The 26,943-nt window shown below is 44.4% G+C and carries 20 protein-coding genes and 1 rRNA gene; 17 read left to right on the top strand and 4 right to left on the bottom strand.

What is annotated here, in order from left to right:
* Nucleotides 1-136: ribosomal RNA gene (locus RH96_RS03430) — 16S ribosomal RNA — on the bottom strand; the annotation flags it as partial.
* A 1,039-nt stretch (nt 137-1,175) separates the two neighbouring features.
* On the opposite strand from RH96_RS03430, the gene thrS reads away from it, so the two are divergent.
* The 4 genes from thrS to rnr all read left to right on the top strand — a co-directional run bounded on the left by thrS (nt 1,176) and on the right by rnr (nt 7,652).
* A complete protein-coding gene (gene thrS / locus RH96_RS03425) occupies nt 1,176-3,110 on the top strand; it encodes a threonine--tRNA ligase (protein WP_010197328.1) in 1,935 nt (644 codons plus the stop codon).
* Between the two features lie 23 nt (nt 3,111-3,133).
* Nucleotides 3,134-3,637, top strand: coding sequence for a translation initiation factor IF-3 (gene infC, locus RH96_RS03420; protein WP_010197324.1), 504 nt, complete (start codon nt 3,134-3,136; stop codon nt 3,635-3,637).
* A gap of 363 nt (nt 3,638-4,000) precedes the next feature.
* Nucleotides 4,001-5,245 carry a toxic anion resistance protein gene (locus RH96_RS03415; RefSeq protein WP_010197321.1) on the top strand — a complete coding sequence of 415 codons (1,245 nt, stop codon included), beginning with the start codon at nt 4,001-4,003 and terminating at the stop codon, nt 5,243-5,245.
* 139 nt (nt 5,246-5,384) lie between these two features.
* A complete protein-coding gene (gene rnr, locus RH96_RS03410) occupies nt 5,385-7,652 on the top strand; it encodes a ribonuclease R (protein ID WP_010197318.1) in 2,268 nt (755 codons plus the stop codon).
* An 88-nt stretch (nt 7,653-7,740) separates the two neighbouring features.
* Here the strand turns inward: rnr and RH96_RS03405 are convergent, their stop codons facing one another.
* From RH96_RS03405 to hisA, 3 genes are all read right to left on the bottom strand, one after another.
* A complete protein-coding gene (locus tag RH96_RS03405; RefSeq protein WP_010197317.1) occupies nt 7,741-8,031 on the bottom strand; it encodes a hypothetical protein in 291 nt (96 codons plus the stop codon).
* An 85-nt stretch (nt 8,032-8,116) separates the two neighbouring features.
* On the bottom strand, nt 8,117-9,763 hold the full coding sequence (locus RH96_RS03400) for a mechanosensitive ion channel family protein (RefSeq protein WP_010197311.1): 1,647 nt from the start codon (nt 9,761-9,763) through the stop codon (nt 8,117-8,119).
* A gap of 160 nt (nt 9,764-9,923) precedes the next feature.
* On the bottom strand, nt 9,924-10,661 hold the full coding sequence (hisA, locus tag RH96_RS03395; RefSeq protein ID WP_010197307.1) for a 1-(5-phosphoribosyl)-5-[(5-phosphoribosylamino)methylideneamino]imidazole-4-carboxamide isomerase: 738 nt from the start codon (nt 10,659-10,661) through the stop codon (nt 9,924-9,926).
* 938 nt (nt 10,662-11,599) lie between these two features.
* On the opposite strand from hisA, the gene RH96_RS03390 reads away from it, so the two are divergent.
* The 13 genes from RH96_RS03390 (at nt 11,600) to RH96_RS03330 (ending at nt 26,784) form a co-directional block, all read left to right on the top strand.
* Nucleotides 11,600-12,952: a Na(+)-translocating NADH-quinone reductase subunit A gene (locus RH96_RS03390; protein ID WP_010197304.1), complete on the top strand. Its 1,353-nt coding sequence runs from the start codon at nt 11,600-11,602 to the stop codon at nt 12,950-12,952.
* 5 nt (nt 12,953-12,957) lie between these two features.
* Nucleotides 12,958-14,193 carry an NADH:ubiquinone reductase (Na(+)-transporting) subunit B gene (locus RH96_RS03385; RefSeq protein WP_010197303.1) on the top strand — a complete coding sequence of 412 codons (1,236 nt, stop codon included), beginning with the start codon at nt 12,958-12,960 and terminating at the stop codon, nt 14,191-14,193.
* A complete protein-coding gene (locus RH96_RS03380) occupies nt 14,174-15,088 on the top strand; it encodes a Na(+)-translocating NADH-quinone reductase subunit C (protein ID WP_010197302.1) in 915 nt (304 codons plus the stop codon). Before RH96_RS03385 ends, RH96_RS03380 begins: the two co-directional genes overlap by 20 nt.
* A gap of 1 nt (nt 15,089) precedes the next feature.
* On the top strand, nt 15,090-15,761 hold the full coding sequence (locus RH96_RS03375; RefSeq protein ID WP_010197301.1) for an NADH:ubiquinone reductase (Na(+)-transporting) subunit D: 672 nt from the start codon (nt 15,090-15,092) through the stop codon (nt 15,759-15,761).
* Nucleotides 15,761-16,369, top strand: coding sequence for an NADH:ubiquinone reductase (Na(+)-transporting) subunit E (gene nqrE, locus RH96_RS03370; RefSeq protein ID WP_010197300.1), 609 nt, complete (start codon nt 15,761-15,763; stop codon nt 16,367-16,369). The genes RH96_RS03375 and nqrE overlap by 1 nt, the downstream gene beginning before the upstream one ends.
* A gap of 123 nt (nt 16,370-16,492) precedes the next feature.
* On the top strand, nt 16,493-17,728 hold the full coding sequence (gene nqrF / locus RH96_RS03365; RefSeq protein ID WP_010197298.1) for an NADH:ubiquinone reductase (Na(+)-transporting) subunit F: 1,236 nt from the start codon (nt 16,493-16,495) through the stop codon (nt 17,726-17,728).
* A 177-nt stretch (nt 17,729-17,905) separates the two neighbouring features.
* Nucleotides 17,906-18,706, top strand: coding sequence for an SDR family oxidoreductase (locus RH96_RS03360; protein ID WP_010197296.1), 801 nt, complete (start codon nt 17,906-17,908; stop codon nt 18,704-18,706).
* A 162-nt stretch (nt 18,707-18,868) separates the two neighbouring features.
* Entirely contained in the window at nt 18,869-19,960 is a 1,092-nt protein-coding gene (locus RH96_RS03355) for an FAD:protein FMN transferase (RefSeq protein ID WP_413540220.1), read from the top strand.
* A gap of 293 nt (nt 19,961-20,253) precedes the next feature.
* Nucleotides 20,254-20,499, top strand: a complete 246-nt coding sequence (nqrM, locus tag RH96_RS03350) for a (Na+)-NQR maturation NqrM (RefSeq protein WP_010197291.1) — start codon at nt 20,254-20,256, stop codon at nt 20,497-20,499.
* Nucleotides 20,500-21,062: 563 nt separating this feature from the next.
* Nucleotides 21,063-22,295, top strand: a complete 1,233-nt coding sequence (locus tag RH96_RS03345; RefSeq protein ID WP_051000709.1) for a CynX/NimT family MFS transporter — start codon at nt 21,063-21,065, stop codon at nt 22,293-22,295.
* A 91-nt stretch (nt 22,296-22,386) separates the two neighbouring features.
* Entirely contained in the window at nt 22,387-23,238 is an 852-nt protein-coding gene (locus RH96_RS03340; RefSeq protein ID WP_010197286.1) for an arylesterase, read from the top strand.
* A gap of 164 nt (nt 23,239-23,402) precedes the next feature.
* On the top strand, nt 23,403-24,122 hold the full coding sequence (locus tag RH96_RS03335) for an ABC transporter ATP-binding protein (RefSeq protein WP_010197284.1): 720 nt from the start codon (nt 23,403-23,405) through the stop codon (nt 24,120-24,122).
* A 19-nt stretch (nt 24,123-24,141) separates the two neighbouring features.
* Entirely contained in the window at nt 24,142-26,784 is a 2,643-nt protein-coding gene (locus RH96_RS03330) for an ABC transporter permease (RefSeq protein ID WP_010197282.1), read from the top strand.
* Nucleotides 26,785-26,943: the final 159 nt, after the last annotated feature.

Below are 26,943 nucleotides of genomic sequence, written 5' to 3'. Positions count from 1 at the left end.
TAGGTAGATTCCTAAGTATTACTCACCCGTCCGCCGCTCGACGCCTGATAGCAAGCTATCATCGTTTCCGCTCGACTTGCATGTGTTAAGCCTGCCGCCAGCGTTCAATCTGAGCCATGATCAAACTCTTCAGTTTAATCTTGCTATGTAACCCTTTAAAGAGGCTACTAAACTTGGCTCATCTAATCTGGCAAAATCGCTAAAAATTATGTTCGTAATGAATTAACTTTGAGTTTTTCTGCTGTCTTAAATGATAATTTTTATAGTTAGAATCCTATCGAAAAGATAGTCAACCAACTTTATTTTTTAGCATTCTGAATCAGCAAAAATCCACACAAGTTGTTCTTTAGTTATGCTTTTAAATAGTGCTCAATCACTGTCGTCCAGTAACTGATATATTGGGTAACTCTCTTGCTGTTTAGACTTAATCCCTTGCGGGTTAAGCTATCTAGCGAGCCGACTATCTTATCATAATGATTGGGATTGTCAAGCTTTTTTATAATTTGTTTCATCAGGTTAACTGGGTTATTAATGTGTAATCTACACACTAGTTACTTCCAGCTCGTCTTGATGAGGGCGTATTATAGACGCTTTAAATTCTGTGTCAACCATTTTACTGAAGGTTTTTAAATTAATTTTGCGATATTTATAATACTTTATATATTTCAATTATTTAGCTACAAACTACTTATTAAAATTGAAGTTAGATTCTAAACATAGTCTTTGACGTTTAGCTCCTATCTATTATAAATAAGCTCAGCCTACTTATAAATAAGCTCAGTCTGCCCCTCAAAAACTGTGAATCATTTTATTACGCTATGAAATATACAGTCCATCTGTAGCTACGGATCACCCCTATATTCATCACTCTTGATATTGATCACAGCGCACCTATATATAGAAGCTGACCTAATCCCTTGCTATCTAGTGTTTATAGACGGTTTTTGCTATAATAGCCGCTTTTATAACATTGCTTAAGAGCATCTCTGCTTAACCTTAATATAGAAGGCAGCTTGTTTTCTATTATCGTGACGCGATTATATGTCTGCGCTTTTAAGTAATGCCTATCTCTTACAACATATCACAGTGGTTGGATATAATTGACGCAGTCTTACGGTTACATGATTGATTGTTGCAATCATCACTGCCAACGGACGCAAAAAGGTGAATAGACTATGGTAGCGATTACTTTACCCGATGGTAGCGTAAAACAGTTTGAAGGCAACACGACTGTCATGGAAGTGGCGCAAAGTATTGGTGCAGGACTTGCCAAAGCGACGGTTGCGGGACGTGTAGATGGTCAGTTGGTTGATGCCTCTGATCCAATCACCCGTGATGCCAAGGTGGAAATCGTTACCCCAAAAGATGCTGATGGTGTCGATATCATTCGTCACTCGGCGGCCCATCTATTAGGGCACGCAGTCAAGCAGCTCTATCCTGATGTAAAAATGGTCATCGGTCCAGTAATCGAAGACGGCTTTTATTATGACATTTATAGTGAGACGCCATTCACACCTGAGAATATGGAAGCCATAGAAAAACGTATGGTGCAGTTGATAAAGCAAGACTATGACGTCATAAAGAAGATAACGCCACGTGCTGAAGTGATTCAGATTTTTGAAGAGCGCGGCGAAGACTATAAGCTCAAGCTGATTAATGATATGCCTGGTGAAGAAGCTTTCGGTCTCTATCATCATCAAGAATACGTCGATATGTGCCGTGGCCCTCACGTGCCAAACACGCGATTCTTGAAAGTATTTAAATTGACGAAAATGTCTGGTGCTTATTGGCGCGGCGATGCTAAGAATGAGCAGCTGCAACGTATCTATGGTACAGCATGGGCGGATAAGAAGGATCTAAAAGCGTATATCCAGCGTATTGAAGAAGCTGAAAAACGTGACCATCGTAAGATTGGTAAAGCGCTTAACTTGTTTCATATGCAAGAGCAAGCACCCGGCATGGTGTTCTGGCATGCCAATGGCTGGACGATCTATCAAGTACTTGAGCAATATATGCGCAAAGTACAATACGATAATGGCTACGAAGAAATCAAAACACCACAAATTGTTGATCGTAGCTTGTGGGAGCGTTCTGGACATTGGGGCAACTATGCCACCAACATGTTTACAACCTCGAGTGAAAACCGTGATTATGCAGTAAAACCTATGAATTGTCCTTGCCACGTACAAGTCTTTAACCAAGGTCTAAAGTCTTACCGTGACTTGCCTTTACGTATGGCAGAGTTTGGCTCATGTCACCGTAACGAGCCTTCAGGCTCGTTGCATGGTTTGATGCGTGTTCGTGGTTTTACCCAAGATGATGCGCATATCTTCTGTACGCAAGCGCAGATTCAGCAAGAAGTCGCTGATTTCATTAAGCTAACGCTTGCTGTCTATGAAGATTTCGGCTTCGATAACATTATTATGAAACTCTCGACACGTCCTGAAAAACGCGTCGGTAGCGATGAGTCTTGGGACTTTGCAGAAAAAGCTTTGGCCGATGCACTTGATAATTCAGGGCTTGATTGGGATTATCTGCCAGGTGAAGGCGCGTTTTATGGTCCGAAGATTGAATTCAGTCTAAAAGACTCGTTAGGTCGCGTGTGGCAGTGCGGTACCATTCAGGTTGACCCTAATATGCCAGAGCGCCTCGATGCGGAATTTGTTAACGAGCAAAATGAGCGCGAAGTACCTATTATGCTACACCGTGCAATCTTGGGTTCGTTCGAGCGTTTTATCGGTATCCTGATTGAGAATTATGCTGGTTGGATGCCAGTATGGCTAGCACCACAGCAAGTAGTCGTCATGAATATAACCGATAAACAAGGCGAAGCTTGTGAAAACGTCGTCAGTGAACTAAAAAATGCAGGTTTGCGCGCCATTAGTGACTTGCGTAACGAAAAGATTGGATTTAAGATACGAGAGAAAACATTAGAACGTATTCCCTATATGCTAGTATTAGGGGATAAAGAAGTCGAATCGGGCAGTGTTAATGTCCGTACTCGCGAAGGTGAAAACCTTGGCGTGATGAGCGTTCCTGAATTTATTGCATTAGTACAGACAGCTGTCGCTGAGAAAGGCCGACAGAACCCAAAAACAGATGAGGAGTAATACCTATTAAACAGTCCAACCGTTTGAACATCAACGAAGATATCAGTGCCAAAGAAGTCCGTCTGGTCAAAGAAGACGGTGAACAAATGGGCGTGGTCGATATCGACACCGCGATGAAAGCGGCACGTGAAGACAGTCTAGATTTGGTTGAATTGGTTCCTGAAGCTAAGCCGCCAGTGTGTAAAATCATGGATTATAAGCATTTCCTCTATGATCAAAAGCAAAAGGCAAAAGAAGCCAAGAAAAACCAAAAGCAGACTCAGCTCAAAGAGATGAAGCTACGTCCAAGTACCGAAGAAGCCGATTATCAGGTAAAACTGAGAAAAATCGTTAGCTTCTTGGAAGATCAAGACAAAGTTAAAATTAGCATCCGTTTCCGCGGACGTGAAATGGCGCACCAAGATATTGGTCGCAAACAACTTGATCGTATCATTGAAGATACCGCTGATATCTCAAACGTCGAGCAGTACCCTAAGATGGAAGGTCGTCAAATGGGTATGCTGCTTGGACCAACTAAGAAAAAGTAATCTATTCGTTAGATGACTGTTAGTGGTGGCTGTGAGTTGACATAGTTGTAAGTCGACGTAGATATTTATAATCTTAACCATCAATATGCTGCGGGATATTGGTGGTTTTTTACTATTTAACCTTACAAATAATAGTGTCATAGACGGTTCCATAGATATATTAAACTGACCGTGATTTACAAAATCTGTCTTCTCAGTCTTTTAATTACAAGGTAGTCTAAAGGTCTGTTGTATATCCATTTCTTCCTATGCAAGAAACCTTGTGCAAATAAAAATTATTAAATGTATAAAGATACCGTGTACCACGACTATTAACGTTGTTGGCAAAAAACACTGCCTCTCTCAGATATTATAGGAAACTTCATGCAAGAATTGACCCCACCCGAAAACGCCTCTACGCCAAGTATCTCTCTAACACCACCTGAACCGGTCAAAGAAATACAAAAAAGTGAAGCTGATCAGATGGTCAAGTTGGATGAAAACCAAATCCCAGAACTTGATGCCAAGGTCGATGCGTTCGTCGATCATGTACTGAATAACTCTGTACGTAGCGCTGAGTTCCAACAAAACGTGCAATCTATTCATAATTTGGGCAATAAAGAAATCCGCGAATCAGCACAAATATCCAATCGTATGTTAGCGTTGCCTGCGAAAAGCCTCAATGACAGCTTGTTCGATAACTCCCCTATTGCAAAATCATTGACTGAGTTACGCGGTATCGTCGAAGATTTGGATCCGAGCAAAAAAGAGCTGACCAGCTCGCGCAAGCTGTTTGGTCTCATTCCATTTGGCAATAAAGTACAAGATTACTTCCGCCAATATGAATCAGCACAATCACATATTAACGCGGTGGTCACCAGTCTATATAATGGTAAAGATGAGCTACTCAAAGACAATGCGATGATTGAGCAAGAAAAAGTCAATATGTGGGAGCTGATGCAATCTATTCGCCAGTATGTCTACGTCGGCAAAAAAATCGATGAGCAACTAGAGCAAAAAGTATATGCCATAGAGGCAACTGACCCTGAAAAAGCTCGTATTATTAAAGAAGAGATGCTGTTTTATGTCCGTCAAAAAAATACGGACTTTTTAACCCAGTTGGCAGTTAATGTCCAAGGTTATCTGGCGCTTGATACCATTCGTAGAAACAATCTAGAGTTGATTAAAGGGGTGGATCGAGCAACCACAACCACCGTATCTGCGCTACGTACGGCTGTCGTCGTTGCACAAGCGATGACCAATCAGAAACTAGTACTTGATCAAATTACTGCTTTAAACAAAACGACAAGCAGCTTAATTGAGTCAACCTCAGCCATGCTCAAACGCCAGTCTGGTGAAATTCATGAGCAAGCAACCAGTAGCACTATTGAGCTTGATAAACTACAAAATGCCTTTAATAATGTCTATGATACGATGGATATGATCAGTAATTACAAAATTGAAGCGCTAGAAAATATGAAGCAGACGGTCAATACTTTGACCACTGAAGTCGATAAAGCGCAAAAATATTTGGATAAGTCTAATCAAACGACAGTATTAGAAGTATCGAAAGAGATAGACAGTAAAAAAATAACCAATAAATCAGGTACAGTCGATATCGATATTTGATTTTTTGATAGTTGTTGCCGATTAAAGATGACAACTTCCTGCTACCGAATACACTTAAGACAATTGACGCAAGATATTGCCATGTCGTTCGTGTTAAGATAGCCATTATTAATAATTTTAAAAATAGATACGGTAATTTATGAGTTGGAACGATCCAAACGCCTCAAGTGAGGCAAAAAAATATGACAATCCCATTCCTAGTCGTGAGCTGATACTTGGCACGATTAATGAGCATGGCGAAGTCACGCATCAACAATTGGCAAAAGCCTTTAATATTGATGATCCTGATCAGTTTGACGCTTTAGGCAATCGCCTAAAAGCAATGGCACGCGATGGACAAGTAAACCGCGAAGGTCGTCCTTATCGCTACCGCACAGTGACCAAGCAAGATATCGTAACGGGTACAGTATCTGCGCACCCAAAAGGCTTTGGTTTCGTGTTACTAAGCGACATGCCTGACCTATTCTTGCATGAAAAGCAAATGCGCTGGGTCTTTAATGGCGATACCGTTGAAGCGGTTGGCACCTCAACGGATAACCGTGGTCGTACCGAAGGGCGTATCGTCGATGTCGTCGAGCGTCGTCAAAACAACTTCATCGGTACGCTTGCGCGTGATGAAGATGGCTACTGTGTCGAGCTTGGCAGTCCCAATAACCATCAGCCGATTACAGTGACTGAAGAGAATGTGCAAGCTCTCGAAGTTAAGCAAGGCGCACCAGTCAAAGTAGATATTATCGACTGGCCAAATCAGCATGAGTTTGCTACTGGCAAAATCACTGAAGTCTTATCTGATGATAACGATCGTGAATTAATCATCGAGACTACCCTGCTCAACTACGACATTCCGTCTGATTTCAGTGAAGCGACGCTTAAACAGGCCAATGACTATAAAGAGCCGACTGAAAAAGATATAAAAGGTCGTACGGACTTGCGTGATTTGCCCCTCATTACCATCGATGGTGAAGATGCGCGTGACTTTGATGATGCGGTATTCGCTGAAAAGCGCTCTGGTGGTAACTACCGTGTCTTGGTAGCGATTGCTGATGTGAGTCATTACGTCACCCCAAATTCGCCACTTGATCAAGATGCTTACGAGCGTGGGACGTCAGTATATTTCCCACATCGCGTGATCCCGATGCTTCCTGAAGTACTGTCTAACGGTTTATGCTCATTGAACCCAGACCTTGATCGTCTGTGTATGGTTGCTGATATCAAGATATCTCGCGCAGGCAAGGTCACCGGTTATGATTTTTATCCTGGAGTGATCCATTCACAAGCACGCTTGACTTATAACCAAGTGAATGCCTATCTTGAGAATCCAAAAGATCCTAGTATCCCTGATTCATTAACAGGCAATAAAGCAGTCAAAAAATCTGTCGATACTCTGCATCAATTGTATGAGCTACTGCTGCAAAAGCGTGAAGAGCGTCATGCAATGGAGTTTGAGACGGTTGAAACTTATATCAAGTTCAATGAAAAAGGTGGTATCGCAGCCATCTTGCCGCGTACTCGTGGTGATGCACATAAGCTTATTGAAGAGTGTATGCTGCTCGCCAATACCTGTGCTGCCAATTTTGCGCTAAAAAATGAGCTACCGGTCTTATATCGTAACCATGATAAACCTGATGGCGAAAAATCGTTACGTGTCCATGAATACGCGAAAAACTTTGGTTTAAGCTTCCCAGAAGAAAATCCAACGCAAGCGGATTATCAGCGGATTATCGAAGCCACCAAAGAGAGACCCGATGCGATTAGTATTCACAGCATGCTATTGCGCTCAATGATGCAAGCGAATTATTCGCCTGACAATATTGGTCACTTTGGTTTGGCTTATGACGAGTATAGCCACTTTACCTCGCCGATTCGCCGCTATCCTGACCTCATGCTGCATCGCGCGATTAAAGCAAAAGTGACCAAAAGTCAGCAGCCAGTGATGGACTTCTCTTTAGAAGGTGCTGGTACGCAGACGTCAGATACTGAACGCCGTGCTGAGAAAGCATCACGCTACGTAGAGTCTTGGCTCAAGTGTCACTATATGAAAGATCACGTCGGTGAAGAGTTCGACGGTGTGGTGACGACGGTTACTAGCTTCGGTCTATTTGTGACCTTAACCGACCTATATATCGATGGCTTGGTTCATATCTCTAATGTCGGCGATGACTTTTTTGTCTATGATGAGCAGCAACAGCAACTCATTGGTAAAGATAAAGGTACGTTATTTGGCTTGGGCGATTTGGTCAAAGTAAAAGTGGCTGGGGTCAATATGGATCTGCTACAAATCGACTTTGATCTTAAAGCGAAGTTGCAATCTAGCGAAATGAATCAAACGAAAAAAGATCAGCCAAAGAAGAGCCCCGCTAGAAAAAGCAGTAGCCGAAACAATAGAGGCGCAAGCAAAAAAAGCTAACTATCAATAAGAACTGAACGTAATAAAAAAGGCTAAAGTTTATCTTTAGCCTTTTTTTGTGCGCGATGAGTAAGTGATAACTGGTCAACTACTGCGCAGCACTCATCTGCTCTACGCGCTCTTGACTGACCTGCTCTGCTTGCTCTATTTGGGCAGTGGCATTATCGAGAATGGCTTTAGGCTGCTTACCAAGAGGCTGGTTTGCGATATCTGTGGTAACGTTCACGGTATCTTCAGAGCTGATAGTAGTGTCCGGCGATGTGGTGCTACTGGTCGCCGCCGCTATCCGACTCTCGTGGCGATTGCTATTAAACATGTTAAAACCAATTAAGAGAACAATACCAGCTAGGGCGAATATAATCAGATGCTTCATTTGCATAAAAATGTCTCGTATATTTTATATGATAACTGTCTTATACGTTTCACTGCATTTTTTATGCCTAGTTTTAAGATTGCTTAGATATTTATTCTTGCGGACTATTATTACTCAATAAATCAGTCTCATCTGAACTTTCAGCAATTTCTTGTTCGACTTTTTCCATTAACTTTTCGTCAGGACGGGCGCTCAACACCTCTTCAGCATTACGTCCTTGTAGGATATATTTAGCGCGGGCTTTGGCTTGTTTTTTGTCTTTGTCATCAGCACTGCTATTATCGACTTTATTGATATCTATAGATTCTGATGTCGTCGGTGTAATTGTCATATCAGCATTAGTCCCATTAGCTTGGTTAGAGCGGTTATTGCCTTGCAGGTGTTCCAAAGCTTTTTCTAACTCATCATTGAAGCGTAGACGATAGATGGGTTCAGGGAGACTAAATCCTTCGTTTTCTAAGGCGTGCTTGGTTTCGCGTATGGCAATACTACGTGCCTTGGCAAAATCTGTTTCTGATTGATCCACCCAGATCTGAAACTCTAGAATAATATTGGAGTCACCAATATTGGTAATGACCGCAATGGCTTTGGGTTCATCTAAGACAAAATCCAACTGACATATCGCATCGATACCAACTTTAATGGCCGCAAGTGGGTCGTCATTGGCATCGACACCCAACTCAAAGGTAAAGCGCCGTTCAGGGTTTTTGGTGTAATTTAGAATAGTGCCTTTAAAGACTTCCGCATTTGGGATACGTAGCTGATTGCCATCTAACGTCATTAAAATCGTCGCGCGTGAGGTCAAACGCACCACAATGCCTTCTTGCCCGTTGATGACAATCTGATCACGAGCGCGAAACGGCTGACGAATACTCAGCATCAATGAGGCGATGTAGTTTTCAATGGTATCTTTGACCGCAAAACCAACTGCGATACCAATGACTCCAGCACCGCCAAGTAACGTGCCTAATATTGTCTCTGCCCCTATCAAGCTCAGCGCTAAAATCAAACCAAAAATAATAAAGATTACTTTGACGGTTTGTGCCAACAGTTCAGCGACGAAAGGATTGGGCGTGAGCCGTTGCCACATTTTTTTTCGATTCGAGAACCAACTACCAAACCATGTGACAAATCCAAAAATAACAATACCGACCAACAGTAAGGGCACGGCTTTGACTAGGTTTTTAACTTGTGCTTTAAGACCTTGATAAACCGTCGTGACATTATCCTGAACATCCAGCGTTCGATTGATATTGTCCTCGACGGTGACCACATCCGTCAAACGGTTGGTCAAATTAATGGCTTGTTGCGCCTTTTTTTCGTTGGGAGTTTCTCCTGCTAACGTCACAACGCCTTGAGTAACGCTGACACTGACCGCCTGCAGCCCTTCTATTTCAGAAAAAATACCATTGATACGTTGACGAATGTCATTGTCTTTTAGAGGGGTAGGTGTGGTTTCGATTTGAGCATTGTTGGTACTCTCGCCACTAATCACAGGTGGATCGGCAGCAGGTGGCAAACTTTGTGAGTCGGCTTCTACAGAGGTCTCGCCTTCTGTGGCAACAGGATTAGGCACTTCTTCTAGCGTACTCTCTATACCCAAGGCCGCCGTGACACTGGCTATATCTTCACCAGCAGCATAAGCGGGTAAAGTAAAAACGAGGCTTAGTAATAACAACAGCTGACCCCATACCATTAAAAACTTGCGTGTCATTAGGCGGTCAAGATAAGCGGCCATAAGCATCCTTTGCTCAGTGTTTTTTCTGGGTAATATTACGATTAAAAACTAGCGAGTGTCCTCAATCTAAACGTGAAGAACTTAATGGGAGCAACTAAATGGGCTAAAAATGAATATAGCCCATTATTAACCATTTAGACCCACTAATTGTCTAAATCAATTAGCTGTCTAAATAACGTTGTGCTTCCGCTAAGTCCAACGTGCCTTCATAGATAGCGCGGCCAGTAATAATGCCTTCAATACAATCACCATAAGGCTTAAGCAATTCGATATCTTGCATATTGGTCACACCGCCCGAAGCAATCACTGGCAAGCCACCTTCGCGCGCCAAATTGACTGTCTGCTCGACGTTGACACCTTGCATCATGCCGTCACGGGCAATATCAGTATAAACGATTGAAGACACGCCCACATCGGCAAAGCGTTTGGCAAGCTCGGTGGCTTTGGTGTCTGTCACATTCGCCCAGCCATGAGTCGCCACCATGCCGTCTTTGGCATCGATACCTACGATAATATGTCCAGCAAACTCGCGGCAAGCCTCGGTCACAAAATCAGGATCTTCAACCGCCTTAGTGCCAATAATAATATAAGTCAGTCCGGCAGTGATGTACTGCTCAATAGTGTTCATATTACGCACACCGCCGCCCAATTGAATAGGCAGCTGCGGAAAAGCTTTGGCGATGTCGTTGACGACTTGCTTATGTACTGGCACCCCATCAAATGCGCCGTTCAAATCGACCAGATGTAACCGGCGCGCGCCCTCATTTACCCAACGTGCTGCTACAGCGACAGGGTCATCTGAAAACACCGTATCATCTTCCATACGGCCTTGTTTTAAGCGCACACATTTACCATCTTTTAAATCAATAGCGGGGATAATGACAGGGACAGCACACATATAACATTCCTTATAAAACGTAATATTAAAAAATAAGAATAAACGGCAAAGTAAAACAATAAATCAGTTAAACAGTGATAAGCAAGCCGCATTCAAAAAATGATCTGATAGAAATTGGCTCTCAAAATCGACTCACGATTATCTTAAAAACTTTATGATCGTGTAGTATGAATAAATAAAAATATCGACAACCATAACCATAAGTTTGAGCACTCGAAGGTACTAGCAACATTAGGTAAATTCAATTACTAACTGGCAATTTTAGGTCAATTTAGCGTATAATCCTAGGTAAATTTGTATTTGTTTCTAAGTGATAGCAACCATGTACTGTGCATTTTTATTCACTCATAAGTGAGACAATGCTGCATGGCGGTCAGGATGAATCGAACAACAGCCAATTGTGTTTGTAGATAATTGGCTGATATATTGTTGAACGGATGATATTAGAACTCTAAACAGGCAATCTGCGATAGATTGATCTGCGCCATTACGCTCTAAATGACTATCTCGCTTGAATGATACTTTGCATTCATCGGTTATTTATTTGATTCACTCTTGTTTCTAAGCCCATCACTCTGGATGTACAAATTTTAAGATTTTAATAAATCGTATGGCAAAACTGTCTTTTTTAAAGCAATTGCTTTTAGCAACCAGCTTTGACAATAGACTTTGATTGGATGATTTTGCCATACACCTTGGTAGCCAGTCGCCACTTTGGTAATTCGAATAAGACATTAACGTGTTGTTAAGGAGTCTAAGGTCAGCGTTAATACTCTTACTAGTAGTTATGATCAAGCGTTATATTTGAGCACTTTTTCTTCGCCTTGCTATGGGAAGAGATACATGAGGGCTTTATTAAATGACGCAGATGTTCATGCTACCGATATACCAAACAGGACGTCTGGTATCGTTTTAGACTATGGACTAAGTTTTCGCTTATGATTACCATCAAAAAAGGTTTGGATTTGCCCATCACTGGTGAACCCTCCCGCGAGATATCTGAGCACAGACCTGCCCATGTGGCACTCGTTGGCTATGATTATGTGGGTATGAAGCCCACAATGAATGTCAAAGAAGGTGACACCGTAGCAAAAGGTCAGCCCGTTTTTGAAGATAAAAAACGGGTTGGCGTTATCTATACGGCACCTGCTGCGGGTAAAGTTATCGCGATCAAACGCGGTGAGCGTCGTGTGTTCGAGAGTCTTGTCATTGCGGTCGATCCCAATGGTGAGGAAATAGACTTTCAGCGCTATGACTCCCAGCAACTGGCTGACCTAGACTCAGAAACCGTTGAAACCCAACTGCTCGCCTCTGGCGAATGGACGGCGTTTCGTACGCGTCCCTATAGCCGCGCTCCCGAAATCGGTGCTCGTCCGCATGCCATCTTTGTCACCGCTATGGATACCAATCCATTAGCGTTTGACCCGATGCTGCTGATTAATGAGCAACTGCAAGCGTTCAACGACGGACTTGCGGTACTGTCGACGCTCAGCCCAAAGACCTTTGTCTGCCATCATGGTGATGCCCAGTTGACGCCAGTTGCGAAAACCGCGGCTAATAATGTCACTGAATATCATAGTTTTGCTGGCAAACATCCAGCAGGTCTGGCTGGCACACACATTCACTTCTTGCATCCAATCATGCGCGGCGTGAGCGTCTGGACGATTGGCTATCAAGACGTGATTGCGATTGGTAAATTATTTACCACCGGTCGCTTATATACACGTCGTATGCTTAGCTTAGCAGGCCCTGCGGTCAAAAATCCGCACCTAATCGCAACTGAACGTGGTGCTGATATCACAGCCTTGACGAAAGGTCAGCTGATCGATGGCGAGAACCGTATTATTTCAGGTTCAGTGCTATCGGGTCGCCAGTCATTCTCGAATAGTGCCTATGTTGGTCGTTTCCATGACCAGATCAGCGTTTTACCTGAAGGTCATGAGCGTCCAGCATTTCACTTCTTTAGTCCAGGTGCAAACCGTTTCTCAAAACTGCCTATCTATATTTCGCAGTTTTTTGGTGGCAAAAAGTATAACTTTACCACCACGAGTAACGGCTCACCGCGAGCGATGGTGCCTATCGGGGTTTACGAAGAAGTCATGCCACAAGACTATCTGCCAACGCAACTATTGCGCGCGTTAATCGTTGAAGACATTATCACGGCAGTAGACTTGGGCGTACTTGAATTGGACGAAGAAGATTTAGCATTATGCACCTTCGTTTCTCCTGGCAAATATGAATTCGGTGATATTTTGCGTGATAACTTGACGCGCATTGAACTGGAGGGCTAACCACGATGAAATTTTTACACAATATGTTCGATCGTATGGAGCCGTCTTTCACCAAAGGTGGCAAACATGAAAAATACTATGCCATCTTTGAGATGTTTGATACTTTTTTGCGTCAACCAAGCTCAACGGCATACGCGTCCTCACACGTGCGTGACGGTATTGATCTAAAACGCATTATGATTACCGTATGGCTATGTACGTTCCCAGCAATGTTTTGGGGTATGTACAACATCGGTCATCAAGCACTAACGGCTATCACTCAGCTTGGCTTACAACCTGAAGGCTGGCGTACCATCATTACCAGCATGGCAGGCTATAACCCAGACAGTATCTGGGCAAGCTTTGTCTATGGCGCGATGCAGTTTTTGCCAATCTACCTTGTGACCTTTGGCGTTGGTATTCTCTGTGAGATTATCTTTGCCGTCGTGCGCGGGCATGAAGTCAATGAAGGCTTCTTTGTGACCTCGGTACTATTTGCACTATGTCTACCACCAGATATTCCTTTATGGCAAGTAGCCCTAGGTATTATCTTTGGTGTGGTCGTGGCAAAAGAAGTCTTTGGTGGTACGGGCAAAAACTTCTTGAACCCTGCCCTATCGGGTCGTGCGTTCCTATACTTTGCGTATCCTGCTTACATGTCAGGCGACTCAGTATGGACAGCGGTTGATGGCTTCTCAGGAGCGACACCACTTGGCCTAGCGGCACTTGGTGTAGTACCTCAGGATTTTGTCGATGTCTATGGTAATGCAATCACTTGGAGTGATGCGTTCTTAGGCAATATGCAAGGTAGTATTGGTGAAGTATCAACGCTGGCTATCCTAATGGGTGCAGCAGTTTTACTATGGACGCGTATTGCCTCATGGCGCATCATGGCAGGTTGTGTCGTCGGTTTGATTGCTACGTCTCTTGTATTTAATATGATTGGCTCTAAAGACAATATGATGATGAGCTTACCTTTTTACTGGCATCTAGTCATTGGTGGCTTTGCATTCGGTGCAGTCTTTATGGCGACCGATCCTGTCTCAGCTGCGCATACCAATAAAGGCCGCTGGGCTTATGGTATTTTGATTGGTTTTATGACGGTATTGATTCGTGTCATCAACCCAGCCTTCCCAGAAGGCATCATGCTGGCCATTCTATTTGCCAACTTATTTGCTCCATTGTTTGATTATTTTGTGACTCAAGCAAACATCAAACGCCAAACCGCTCGGAGGGTTCGCTATGTCCAAGCCCAAAAGTAACAACGCGAAAACCATCAGCGTAGCGTTGACGCTATGTTTGGTGTGTTCCGTATTGGTCTCAGCAGTCGCGGTGGGTCTAAAACCAGCGCAAGTCGAAAATGCGCGCTTAGACCGCAACAAAAACATTTTAGTCGCAGCCGATATGTACGATGCTGAATCTGATACTGCTGACGACGTTGCTGAGCGATTCAAAGATTTTGAAGTAAAAATCATTGATTTGAATAAAGGCAATTATGTAGATGACGCCGCACTAAAAGCGGCAGGCATCCCTGATCGTAATGCTTATGACGCCAGCCAAGCCACCAAAAACAAAGCACTAAGCGATGACCTAGGTGATAACGATCCAGCCAGTATTGGTCGTAAACCTAAATACGCCAAAGTCTATGTCAAAAACGATGACGCGGGTAAGCCTGAGATGGTTGTACTGCCGATTCAAGGCTATGGCCTATGGGGTACGATTTATGGTTTCTTAACGCTCGAAAGTGACATGAATACCATCAAAGGTATCAGCTTTTATGAGCATAAAGAAACCCCAGGTCTTGGCGCTCGCATCGAAGAGCCGAAATGGCGCGCGATGTGGACTGGTATCCACTCATATGACGAAAACGGTGACGTGGCAACGGGCGTAACCAAAGCGGGCAATCCAAAAGATAACTGGGTTGATGGTATCAGCGGTGCGACGCTAACCAGTCGCGGTGTGAGCAACATGATTCAGTTTTGGTTGGGTGAGCAAGGCTATAAGCCTTACCTAGATTTGCTACGTGAACAGAACGGTAAAACGCTTGATAGCGTTGATGCCCAAGCGAGCCAGTCGACACAACCAGACAATAAGAGCGCTCAACCGACAACCGAACTGGCAGCGACTCTACCAGTAGCAAACGGCAAGGAGGCATAACATGGCTGACACTAAAAGTATTTTAACCTCGCCTATCTTTGATAATAACCCCATTGCCCTACAGATCTTAGGTATCTGTTCGGCATTGGCGGTGACGACCAGCATGGCCAATGCGTTGGTGATGTGTGTGGCGTTGACACTGGTAACGGCGTTTTCGAGCTTCTTTATCTCTATTATTCGTAAGCAAATCCCATCAAGTATTCGTATTATTGTACAGATGACCATCATTGCCTCACTGGTTATCTTGGTCGATCAGGTGCTAAAAGCCGTGGCTTATGATGTCAGCAAGGGCTTGTCAGTCTTCGTTGGTTTGATTATCACCAACTGTATCGTGATGGGCCGTGCCGAAGCATTTGCGATGAGCAACCCACCCGTACCCAGCTTTTTAGACGGTATTGGTAATGGTCTTGGTTACTCTGCGGTACTGTTGTTTGTAGCGACCATCCGTGAGCTACTTGGCTCAGGTACATGGTTTGGTATCACTATCCTACAGCCTGTCACTGATGGCGGTTGGTATATTCCAAACGGTCTATTACTGTTGCCACCGTCAGCATTCTTTATCATTGGATTATTCATTGCCATTGTTCGTATTTGGAAACCAGAGCAGGTTGAAGAAGCCGAGTTTGTAATGAAGCCGCAGTCTAAAGGCATGGCACATGGAGGCGGTCACTAATGGGACATTATGTTAGCTTATTTATAACCTCAGTCTTTATTGAGAATATGGCGCTTGCCTACTTCTTAGGTATGTGTACTTTCTTGGCAGTATCAAAGAAGGTTTCAACCGCTATCGGCTTAGGTGTTGCAGTTGTCGTCGTAATGGCCATCACTGTGCCATTAAACAACTTACTATTTCAGTTCATCCTAAAAGACGGTGCGCTGGCATGGGCAGGCTTCCCTGATATTGACTTAAGCTTTTTGGGCTTGCTCAGTTATATTGGTCTGATTGCTGCGACCGTACAGATTCTAGAGATGTTCTTGGATAAGTTTGTTCCAAGTCTGTATAACGCCCTTGGGGTATTCTTACCGCTCATCACTGTCAACTGTGCCATCTTAGGTGGTGTACTATTTATGGTTGAGCGTGACTATAACTTTGGCGAATCGATGGTATATGGCGTAGGCGCAGGTTTCGGTTGGGCATTGGCGATTACCGCATTGGCCGGTATCCGTGAGAAGCTAAAATACTCAGACATTCCAGCACCGCTGCGTGGTCTTGGTATTACCTTTATCACAGTTGGTCTGATGTCACTTGGCTTTATGTCTTTCGGCGGTATGTCAATCTAGACCGCTAAGCTTAAAACCTTATTTAGCGATTTGACCTATTTAATTCATTTATTCGGTAGGGGTTCAGGAAAAACGCAATGACGTCTTTTCGCACCCCTACTCCATAGATTAAGGATACCTACCATGGATTACGCTACGGCGATTGGTGGCGTTGCTATGTTTACCTTGATCATCATGGGCCTTGTCGCCATTATTTTGGCGGCACGCTCAAGACTGGTCAGTTCAGGCGATGTTACCATCCATATCAATGATAATCCCGATAATGACGTCGTGACACCCGCAGGTGGTAAACTGCTGCAAACACTGGCGAGCGAAGGTATTTTCTTATCTTCAGCCTGTGGTGGCGGTGGTACTTGTGCGCAGTGTCGTTGCCGCGTTATTGAAGGCGGCGGTTCTATCTTGCCGACTGAAGAAGGCTATTTTACTCAAGGCGAAATCCGCAATCACATGCGCTTAGCCTGTCAGGTAGCCGTCAAGCAAGACATGAAAATTGAGATTGACCCTGAATTCTTTGATGTACAAAAATGGGAATGTGAGGTTGTCTCTAACGATAACGTTGCTACCTTTATTAAAGAGCTGGTACTCAAAATTCCAGAAGGCGAAGAAGTTAACTTCCGCGCTGGTGGTTATGTACAGCTAGAAGCGCCACCGCATGAAGTACATTATAAAGACTTCGATGTGGCTGAAGAATATAGAGAAGACTGGGAAAAATTCGGCATTTTCAACTATGTCTCAAAAGTTGATGAGCCGGTTATCCGTGCGTACTCAATGGCCAACTACCCAGAAGAAAAAGGCCTGATTAAGTTTAACATTCGTATCGCTAGTCCACCGCCACGTGGTCCTGACGGTATCCCACCAGGTAAGATGTCTTCTTGGACATTTAGCTTAAAGCCTGGCGATAAAGTGACGGTTTCAGGTCCTTATGGTGAGTTCTTTGCCAAAGATACCGAAACTGAGATGATTTTCGTCGGTGGTGGTGCAGGCATGGCACCAATGCGCTCGCACATCTTTGATCAGCTAAAACGCTTGAACTCTGATCGTAAGATTAGTTTTTGGTACGGTGCGCGCTCAATTCGTGAGATGTTCTATGTTGAAGACTATGATCAACTAGAAGCAGAGTTTGCGAACTTTGAATGGCATGTTGCCCTATCTGATCCACTTCCTGAAGACAATTGGGATGGCTATACTGGCTTTATCCATAACGTCTTACTAGAAGAGTATCTAAAAGATCATCCAAATCCAGAAGACTGTGAATACTACATGTGCGGGCCACCGATGATGAACGCGGCGGTAATCGACATGTTACATAGCCTTGGTGTTGAAGACGAAAACATCATGCTTGATGACTTTGGTGGTTAAGCCGACTGGTTAGAGAAACGCGATTAAATTAATACTATAAAAGAGAGTCTCAATTGAGGCTCTCTTTTTGGCTTCGATTAAGTACCAAGTTCAAATAATAAGACTACAAATCTAAATAGCAGATTACCTGCCCTCTCCTATATGATTGATTATTTATTGCTTTAAGAAAGGATTCTTATGAAAACCAAAGTGAAAGAATTAACCATTTGGATAACTGGTGCTTCTAGCGGTATTGGCGAAGCCTTAGCCATCGCTTTTGCCAAACGCGGTGCTCGGATTATTTTGAGTGGTCGTGATGAGGAAAAATTAGCAGCGGTCAAAAAAAGCTGCAAGCACAGCAAAAAACACATCATCGTGCCTTTTGATATTAGTGATGCCGAGCAAGCGAAAGAAGCCTATGACGCTGCTATCGCACAGACAGGAAAAATCGACTGGCTGATTAATAATGCTGGTGTCAGTCAACGCTCACTCATTATGGAGACCAGTGAAGATGTTGAACGGCAAATTATGGAGATAGACTATTTTGCGCAAACCCGTCTGACAAGATTGGTGTTGCCTGACATGATCGCACAAGGCGGCGGCAAGGTAGTGATGATATCAAGTGTTGCAGGCTTACTCGGTACGCAATATCGCGGCGCTTATGGGGCAGCCAAAGCAGCCTTGCATATGTGGGCGAACAGTTTGCGTGCGGAATTGCATGACCAAGGCATAGAAGTTGCGACGATATTTCCGGGATTTATCCAAACCAACGTTTCTATTAACGCGCTGACAGGAGATGGTAGCGCGCAAGGCACGATGGATGAGGCGACCAGTAAAGGGCTGAGTGCAACTGAGTTTGCTAAACAGGTCGTGAAGGCGCTTGGTAATAATAAAGAATATATCATCGTTGGTGGCAAACAAGAAAAACTGGCCACTAGGGTCAATCGGGTATCACCGCCAAAACTCTATAAACTTATCCGTGAGTCACAAGTAAAATAAGCTGCTCGACCGAACGAATTGTCATTGAATAGTGCCTTCATTGGTATTTTTGGGCTCAAGGGGTGTAAAATAAGCATGGCTTGTTTTACACCCTACTCATTTTTGCGCCATACCGAAAACATTATGAATAATACCGAATACAGCTCATCTTCCAAAAAAACTATGAATCTTGCCCTATTTGGCATCATTGGTCTTGTCGGCACTTTAAGTATTAGTGCCTGCCAGCAAACACCAGACTATAATTATCTGAGTGGTGAGACGATGGGCACAAGCTATCATATTAGCTATCAACTGCCCGATGATGCAGATGAAGCCGCCATCCAAGCAGCGATTGATAAGCGTTTGCAGCAGATTAATGACAGCATGTCGACTTACCAGAGTGATTCAACGATATCCAAGTTTAATCAATTGGGTAGAGATATCCCTATTATTATCGACGCTGATTTTAGTCGCGTGCTCAATGTCTCACGTGTCGTTTATGAACAATCTGGCGGTGCTTTTGATCCTACTGTTATGCCATTGGTCGATACGTGGGGATTCGGTAGCACTATGACTGTCGAGCGTCTACAAAGCCCGCCAACAGCACTTGAGATTGCCCAAGCAAAAGCATTGGTAGACTTTGAAAGCATCATAAAAAAAGATAAATCGATCTATAAAAGCAAAGGTGGTGTTGGTCTAGATTTTTCTGCCGTTGCCAAGGGTTATGGGGTCGATGTCATCGCTGATGTGCTTAGAGACGATTATCAGATTCGTAATTATATGGTTGAGATCGGCGGCGAAATTGCGACCTCTGGCGTGAATAACCAGCAGCAACCGTGGCAAATTGCGATTGATGCCCCTATTGAAGGCAGCACCGTCAGCGAACGCCAAACGATATCCGCCATTCGTCAACCTATAAACACTACCACTCAAATGCATCTAGCGACTTCAGGAAACTATCGCAACTCCATCGTCTTTGATGGTAAGCACTATAGTCACACGATCGACCCCACCACTGGCGAGCCTATCGTGGGCGGCGCTCCTTCGGTTACGGTTGCTGCAGACTCGGTCGCATTGGCAGATGCATGGGCAACAGCACTGACTGCGATGCCTTATAAAAAGGCACTGAGAGTCGCTAATGAACAAAATCTAGCCGCACTGTTTGTTGTATTAGCTGAGGGTATCAAACCTAGTGATTCTTTGGACAGTACTGATGATTGGCAAATAGTACAAACATCGGCAATGAAAAACTTGCGAGCAGATAAACAACCGTAAATTTCTAGGGCGTGTCCTCATTTTAAAAATGAGGATAAAAGTGAGGTAAGTGGCAGTCAAACAAGGACAATAGCGCAGATAATATCGAGATATTACCCAGTTATTTGATGATGTTTGGCGATGTTTAACCACTTTTAGCATATTTAGATCGCTATCGGTTGAATTGAGAACATGCCCTAGTGTGATGCTATAAAGCACACCATAAGCATCAACGAGCGGCGTAAAAATTTGCTATACTATTAATAGGTTATCCCTATGGATAACTGCCCCATTTTTAAAACGAGGTCTCCTCTATGCTTAGCCAATTGCTTCCCATGCTTGCTATTACCTTTACCGTATTCGTCCTGTTCTTTCTGTTTATGGGCATCGGTTATATGGTCAAAAAAAAGCCGCTTAGAGGATCTTGCGGCGGTGTTGCTAAACTGATGGGTGATGAAAATTGCTCGTTTTGTGGCAATGATCCCAATAAATGCGACTCAATCATCGCAGAGCACCAAGAAAACGCGCTCAGAGCGGCTCAATTAGGCAAATCAGTCTAGCAGCCATAGTTGTTACCATACGCTGGTAGTATTTGTGTCGCCTCTATTCTTATAATAGCGTCAAGTCCTTTAAAAGCGACTTGGCGCTATTTTTATTGTGCGATGCCATCTTTTATTATCGCCATCCTTTATTATCACTGTTCTAAAGCAGCAGCTCGAAATAACGCTTCAAAACAATGTCTCAAATAAAGTTTCGAAGCAACCACATACAACTTACTAACCTGCCTGCCGATTTAGCAAAGTCAGTCTAGAAAACTCGTATGTTTTACGCTCTATAGTCGATACTAAATAAAATGGGTACACGACATTATGATGCGTGACTGGCACAAACTTTTCTTGCTTTCTGTGCCTACGCAGACAGAGGCTACGAAAAATTTATACCAGTCACGCTGTCTCTTTTTTATATTGACCTGACTATACAACGATCTCTCATTCTGATTTATGCTGTCGATTGCCGTCTAGGTACGTGTCTGGATAAATGCTCTTTGGTGTTATTTTACAAGCGACGATGTTTCGGCGCTGTTTTATAACGTGTTCTTTTTCATTGTCATCGTTGTGCTGCTATGTCTACCTCATCCAATCTATCCTCTTCCTCCAACCTACCCTCCTCACGCTTCACTTTTTGGCTCGTCTTATGCGCCATGGTTTTGCTCGCCACCAATATGCGTGCACCGATCGTTGCTCTTGGCTCTATTGCGCCAGTGGTGCAAGAGGCGCTCAATATTTCTGAGACGCAGATTGGTTGGCTAGGGGCAGTGCCCATGCTGAGCTTTGCAGTGGGCGCGCTTATCGCGCCATCCATTGGTAAGCGGTTCGGTCTTGAGAATACGCTCATTGCGATGATTGGGTTATTAACGGTAGGGATGATTGTCCGTACCGTTATCCCGACTTGGTCTGGGTTTTTAGTTGGTACATTATTGCTGACCTTGGCTATCGGTTTTGCGAATACCTTAGCTGCTCCTGTTATCAAACAGCGCACGCCCAAACATATTCCATTGATAACAGGGCTATTTAGTCTAACGATGACGGTAACGGCAGGTATCGTCGCAGGAGTGGTACTGCCATTATCTGAGCAAGTGGGCTGGCAATGGGCACTGGGTGGATGGTCGCTATTGGGTATTTTTGCCATCGTTATTTGGATATTTTTACGCTTGCGTCTAGGCTCGTCTAGTCATCAAACGGTTGTGCTACCTACGTCCGAGTATTCAGAAATATCCATGTGGCGCACCCCTTTTGCTTGGCAGATTGCGGTCTTTATGGGGCTGCAATCATTATTATTTTACACCGTTGCCAGTTTCTTGCCGTCTATTTGGGTGAGTAAAGGGCTATCCGCAGTCCAAGCAGGACAAATGGCTTCGGTGTTCCAGTTTATGGCACCGATCGCTATCTTGAGCCTAACATGGCTGGTAAACCGTGGCCGCCCTATTCAGGCGCTGGCGGTGTTTGCAGCGGTGTTAAATGTCATTGGTATTTTAGGCATCAGTTATTTATCCACTGAACTCGCTTGGCTGTGGTCAGGCCTGATGGGCATTGGCTGCTCCGCTATTTTTACGTTGAGTATGATGCTGTTCTCCTTACGTACTTATACAACCAACCAATCTAGTGAGCTGTCTGGTATGGCGCAATTCGTCGGTTATTTGATTGCGTTTTTTGGTCCACTAGGGACAGGCTGGCTACATGAGGCGACTGGTAGCTGGGATTTGCCGCTATTCATCATGCTCATTTTGATGATTATCAACGTTGTGATTGCTTGGCTGGTAAGTCGCCCAGCGATGGTTGATGGCAAGAAACTTTAAGATAGAATGAATCTACTTGCCGTAACTTTAAGCTAATATTGATTATCTTCTTATTTTGCTACACTGGTTCGATTGATTAAGAGATGTATCTATGATGAAAAATAACAACTTCGACCTACTTAAACGACCTGTTTATAGCACAACTATTTACAAGATGAGTATCGGTATATTGACAGTAGGCTTGATGCTAAGTGGCTGTCAAAAATCTCCTGACACAGAAACGACTAACGAGCCACAAACCACTGAAACGGCAACTATAAATGCGCCTGTAGCGGTTGAAGAAACCACAAGTGCTAGTGCTGCCGCGCAACAAGTCGATTCATCATCGTTGACTATTTTAGCCCTTGGCGACTCCTTAACGGAAGGTCTTGGGGTAGATAAAAATGACAATTACCCTGCTCAGTTAGAAGATCGTCTGCAAGAAATGGGCTACGCTAATGCCAAGGTTATCAACTCAGGTCTAAGCGGTGAAACCAGTACAGGGCTGGTCAATCGTTTAGACTGGGTATCACAAACCAAACCCGATATTACGATATTAACCATCGGTGCTAACGACGCCATACGTGGTATCGATGTGGCGACAATTGAAGCCAATATTCGTACTGCGGTTAAGCACCTGCAGGACAATGGCAGTGTCGTCATCTTAGGCGGCATGTCGATCTATGACAATTTAGGCAGTGAATACGTTGCGGCATTCTCAGACATTTATCCACGTGTTGCCAAAGACATGAACCTGACGCTTATTCCATTTTTCTTAGAGGGCGTTGGCGGTGACCGAGAGCTCAATCAAGCAGATGCGATTCATCCGACTAAAGATGGCTACAAAATTATCGTCAATGACAATATTTTGCCTATCTTAGCGCCCAAACTGGAAGCACTAAAAACAGCCAATGCAGACAGTACAACTGAGACGGTTCAAAACGATATAGTCGATACGAAATAAAATAGATATACGACATCATGAGGCGTGACTGGTACAAATTTTTCTTGCTTGCTGTGCAGACAGAGTTGACAAAAAACTTATATCAGTCACGCTGACTCTTTTCATATTGACCTGACTATATGACAAAAAATACGACAAATGAGACTACTTAACGAGACACTGTAATGACATCATCACCTTCGATGGCCGCATCAATGCCACAAGCAGATTCTAAAAAAGCTGCCCTACTCACCGCTAATAAACTCAATAAAACTGTGCAAGTCGGTGAGCAAAAGTTATCCATCATCAAAGACGTAGATATGTATGTCAACGCTGGCGAGTTTGTGGTCATCATGGGCAAATCAGGCTCGGGTAAATCTACTCTGCTAGGGTTACTCGCAGCATTAGACTATCCCGATAGCGGTACGGTGTCGCTGGCAGGTCAAATGCTTAGCAGTCTTGACGAAGATGCGCTGGCAGTCATTCGTCAGCAGGATATGGGCTTTGTCTTTCAGTCATTTCATCTACTGCCAACACTGACCGTCGCTGAAAATATCGCCTTCCCACTTGATATTGCGAGACGTCCAAATCAAGCGAGAGTAGATGAGCTTATTGACGCGGTCGATTTAGGGCATAGACGTAACAGTTTACCCAATCAATTATCAGGCGGTGAACAGCAACGTACAGCAGTGGCACGAGCGCTGGTATCGCACCCAAAGATTGTGTTTGCGGATGAACCTACAGGCAATTTAGATGAGCAAAATGCCGATCAAGTTATGCAACTATTATTAGACTTAAGACAGCAAGTCGGTTCGGCACTAGTGGTCGTGACCCATGATCCTGCGCTTGCCGAGATGGCAGATCGCGTCATCACCATGCATGACGGCCACATTGTACCTACATGAATAACTGGATTGTATCTTAATGAATAGTAAGCCCACAGACAATAAATCGCCTGATACAAAAAAGACTGATACCAGTATGCGTCAAGAGTCCAGTTATCCTAGCGGCATCCTTAGTCAACTATTTGCCCGTACCCTAGGGTTTCAAACACTAGGCTCACAAGCACTAAGCCGCAGTTGGTGGCAGCGCTGGGTGTATCCTGTATTGTTTCTACTGACGTTGACTCTGTCGCTTGCAACTTATTTGACCCTCGACTCTGTACAGCAGTCTGTTGATAGCTATATCAATGACAATCAGCGCGCGCTCGTTGGTGGGGATCTAATCCTAAACAGTAAGCAAGACTGGCCCAGCGAAGTATTGACGCAGGTAGAAACTATCCCTGATACCCAGACGGTGTATGACTATCAGTTTAGCGCCATGCTGGTCAATGATGAGCAAACCTTGCTTGCCAGCGTCAAAGCCGTCACGCCGTCGTATCCCTTATACGGCACAGCGGAGCTTGCCTCAGGACAGCCGCTGTGGGAACAGCTAACATCTGACAGTGTCATCGTCGCACCAGAAGTACTCAGTAGCCTACAGGCCAATGTCGGTGACCGTATCACCATTGGCGATGCGCAATTCACGATCGGTGATGTACTGACCAAAGAGCCTGACCGACCGCTGACCACATTTGGGTTCGGGGGTCGTGTCTTAATGCATCAAGACTCGCTTGCAGCGACCAACCTATTGGGTCAACGTAGCCGAATAAACTACCGCATTGAGATGGCAGGCGATCCTGAGCTGATAACCACGCAACGTGACAAGCTCACAGACATCCTGACCAATTATCCAGATATCGAGCTATCTGACGCAGAGTCTGCAGATACTTCGGTCTCGCGTATCTCTGACAATGTCCTAATGTTTTTAAAACTACTGGTCATCGCGGTGTTGCTACTATCTGCGGTCGCCATGTATGGCGTCATTAGCGCGTTTGTCAGTAAGCAGCAGTCTAATAATGCCATTCGCTTAGCGCTAGGCGAGCCGCTTGGGTCACTTAAACGTAGCTACTATCAATTGCTCATCATCACGACCGCTATCGCTTGTATCGCAGCGATTGCGCTTAGTTTGGGCTTACTCAAAATCGGTCAACCGTATATGGTGGCTATCTTGCCTGCTGACGTTGGCCTAGCCATCAATCCAATCAGCGCCATCAAGACCATTGTCATTGCCTTAGTCCTGACGCTACTGATCGCTCAGCGTGGTTTGAGTACGCTGAGCACCACCAAGCCCGCGACCCTCCTGAGTCAAGGTGCGAGCACGCAAACGCAAAATCTGCCTTGGTATCGACGCGTGCCATTACTGTGGTATGGGCTAATGCTGGCAGGGCTATATGCCTTCTTTGCTTATGAGGTTGGCTCGCTGTCATTAGGGGCACAGCTATTGGGCGGCTTGATTGCTCTAGTGGCGATATTTTGGCTATTCGCTCGTGGGTGGCTGTGGTTACTTGCCAAGGTAGCGACGAAAACCAAGATCAGTTGGATGCAGCGTATCGCTATCCATAACCTTGCGCGTAAAGGCAACCAATCAGCGTTGTTCTTTGTCACCTTATCACTATCGGTGGCGGTACTGACGCTTATCACTACGCTCAATCATAGTATCAATGCGCAGTTTATCAATGCCTATCCTGAAGACGCGCCCAATCTGTTTTTGCTCGATGTGCAGAGCGATCAACATGACGATATTGATGCGATCATTGAGGCGCCCGTCACTTATTATCCAGTCATTCGTGCGCGTGTGGAGACGGCCAATGATGTGGTGGCAAAAGATATCGTGCCTGCTGATGGGTTTGATGATCCTACGCGTGTCTTTAACTTGAGCTACGCAGATACGGTCATGGAGACCGAATATATCACTGAATCACTCACAGATGACGCGCTATACACCCCTATCGATGCGACAGATGAACAAGTCAAACCCTTGTCTATCTTGGACACTGCCGCAGGTATGCTCAATGTCGGCATGGGTGATCAGGTACGTTTTAACATTCAAGGGATCGAAATCATCGGGCAAATCACCAGTATTCGCACGCGCTATGAGCGTGGCCCAAGCCCGTATTTTTACTTCTTGTTTGAGCCGTCCGTGCTATCGGCTGCACCGCAGATTCAGTTTGCTACCGCGCACGTGTCAGAGAGTACCATTCCAGATCTGCAAGGCAAACTGGTACGCGAGTTCCCTGCTGTCACCACCATTGATGGCACTGCCATTGCGAAGCAAATCCAAGAGCTGGTGGTACAAATGAGCCGCTTGGTCTATGTGTTCACCTTGCTTGCCCTGCTCACTGGAGTCATGGTGCTGATCAGCTCACTACTGTCTACTTCACAAGATCGTATGAAAGACAGCGCGTCCTTTAGGCTGCTAGGAATGCAAAAGCGTGACTTGTATATGCTCAATATCTTAGAGCTGGGTGTACTTGGTATCAGTGCAGCGACCTTTGCCGTTGTCATCGCTAGCGTTGGCGCATGGGCGGCCATCACGCAATGGTTTAATCTACAATTTAGTGTGCCGTGGACGAGCTTGGCTATTGGCGGTGTGGCATTAATCGTATTGCTGTTTGCCATTGCCATTATTTATGTGAGATTGGTGATTGGACGCGGGATTATGGCTAGGGTAAGGGCGATGATTTAATCATATTCGATTTTGGCTTTGCAAAGAAAAACCCCTTTATAGGGGTTTTTTTAATTCGATATCATTTATCAGTCTACGAGAAGCTCAGTTCATCGGAAGAACTACTGCTATCAGAGCTAGCAGTAACGTCATGTACTTGCTAATATCTATTAACATTTC

The sequence above is a fragment of the Psychrobacter sp. PAMC 21119 genome, assembly GCF_000247495.1.
Taxonomy (GTDB): Bacteria; Pseudomonadota; Gammaproteobacteria; order Pseudomonadales; family Moraxellaceae; genus Psychrobacter; species Psychrobacter glaciei.
Note: the sequence above shows the minus strand (reverse complement) of the source record. Positions and strands in the feature narration are given on the sequence as shown.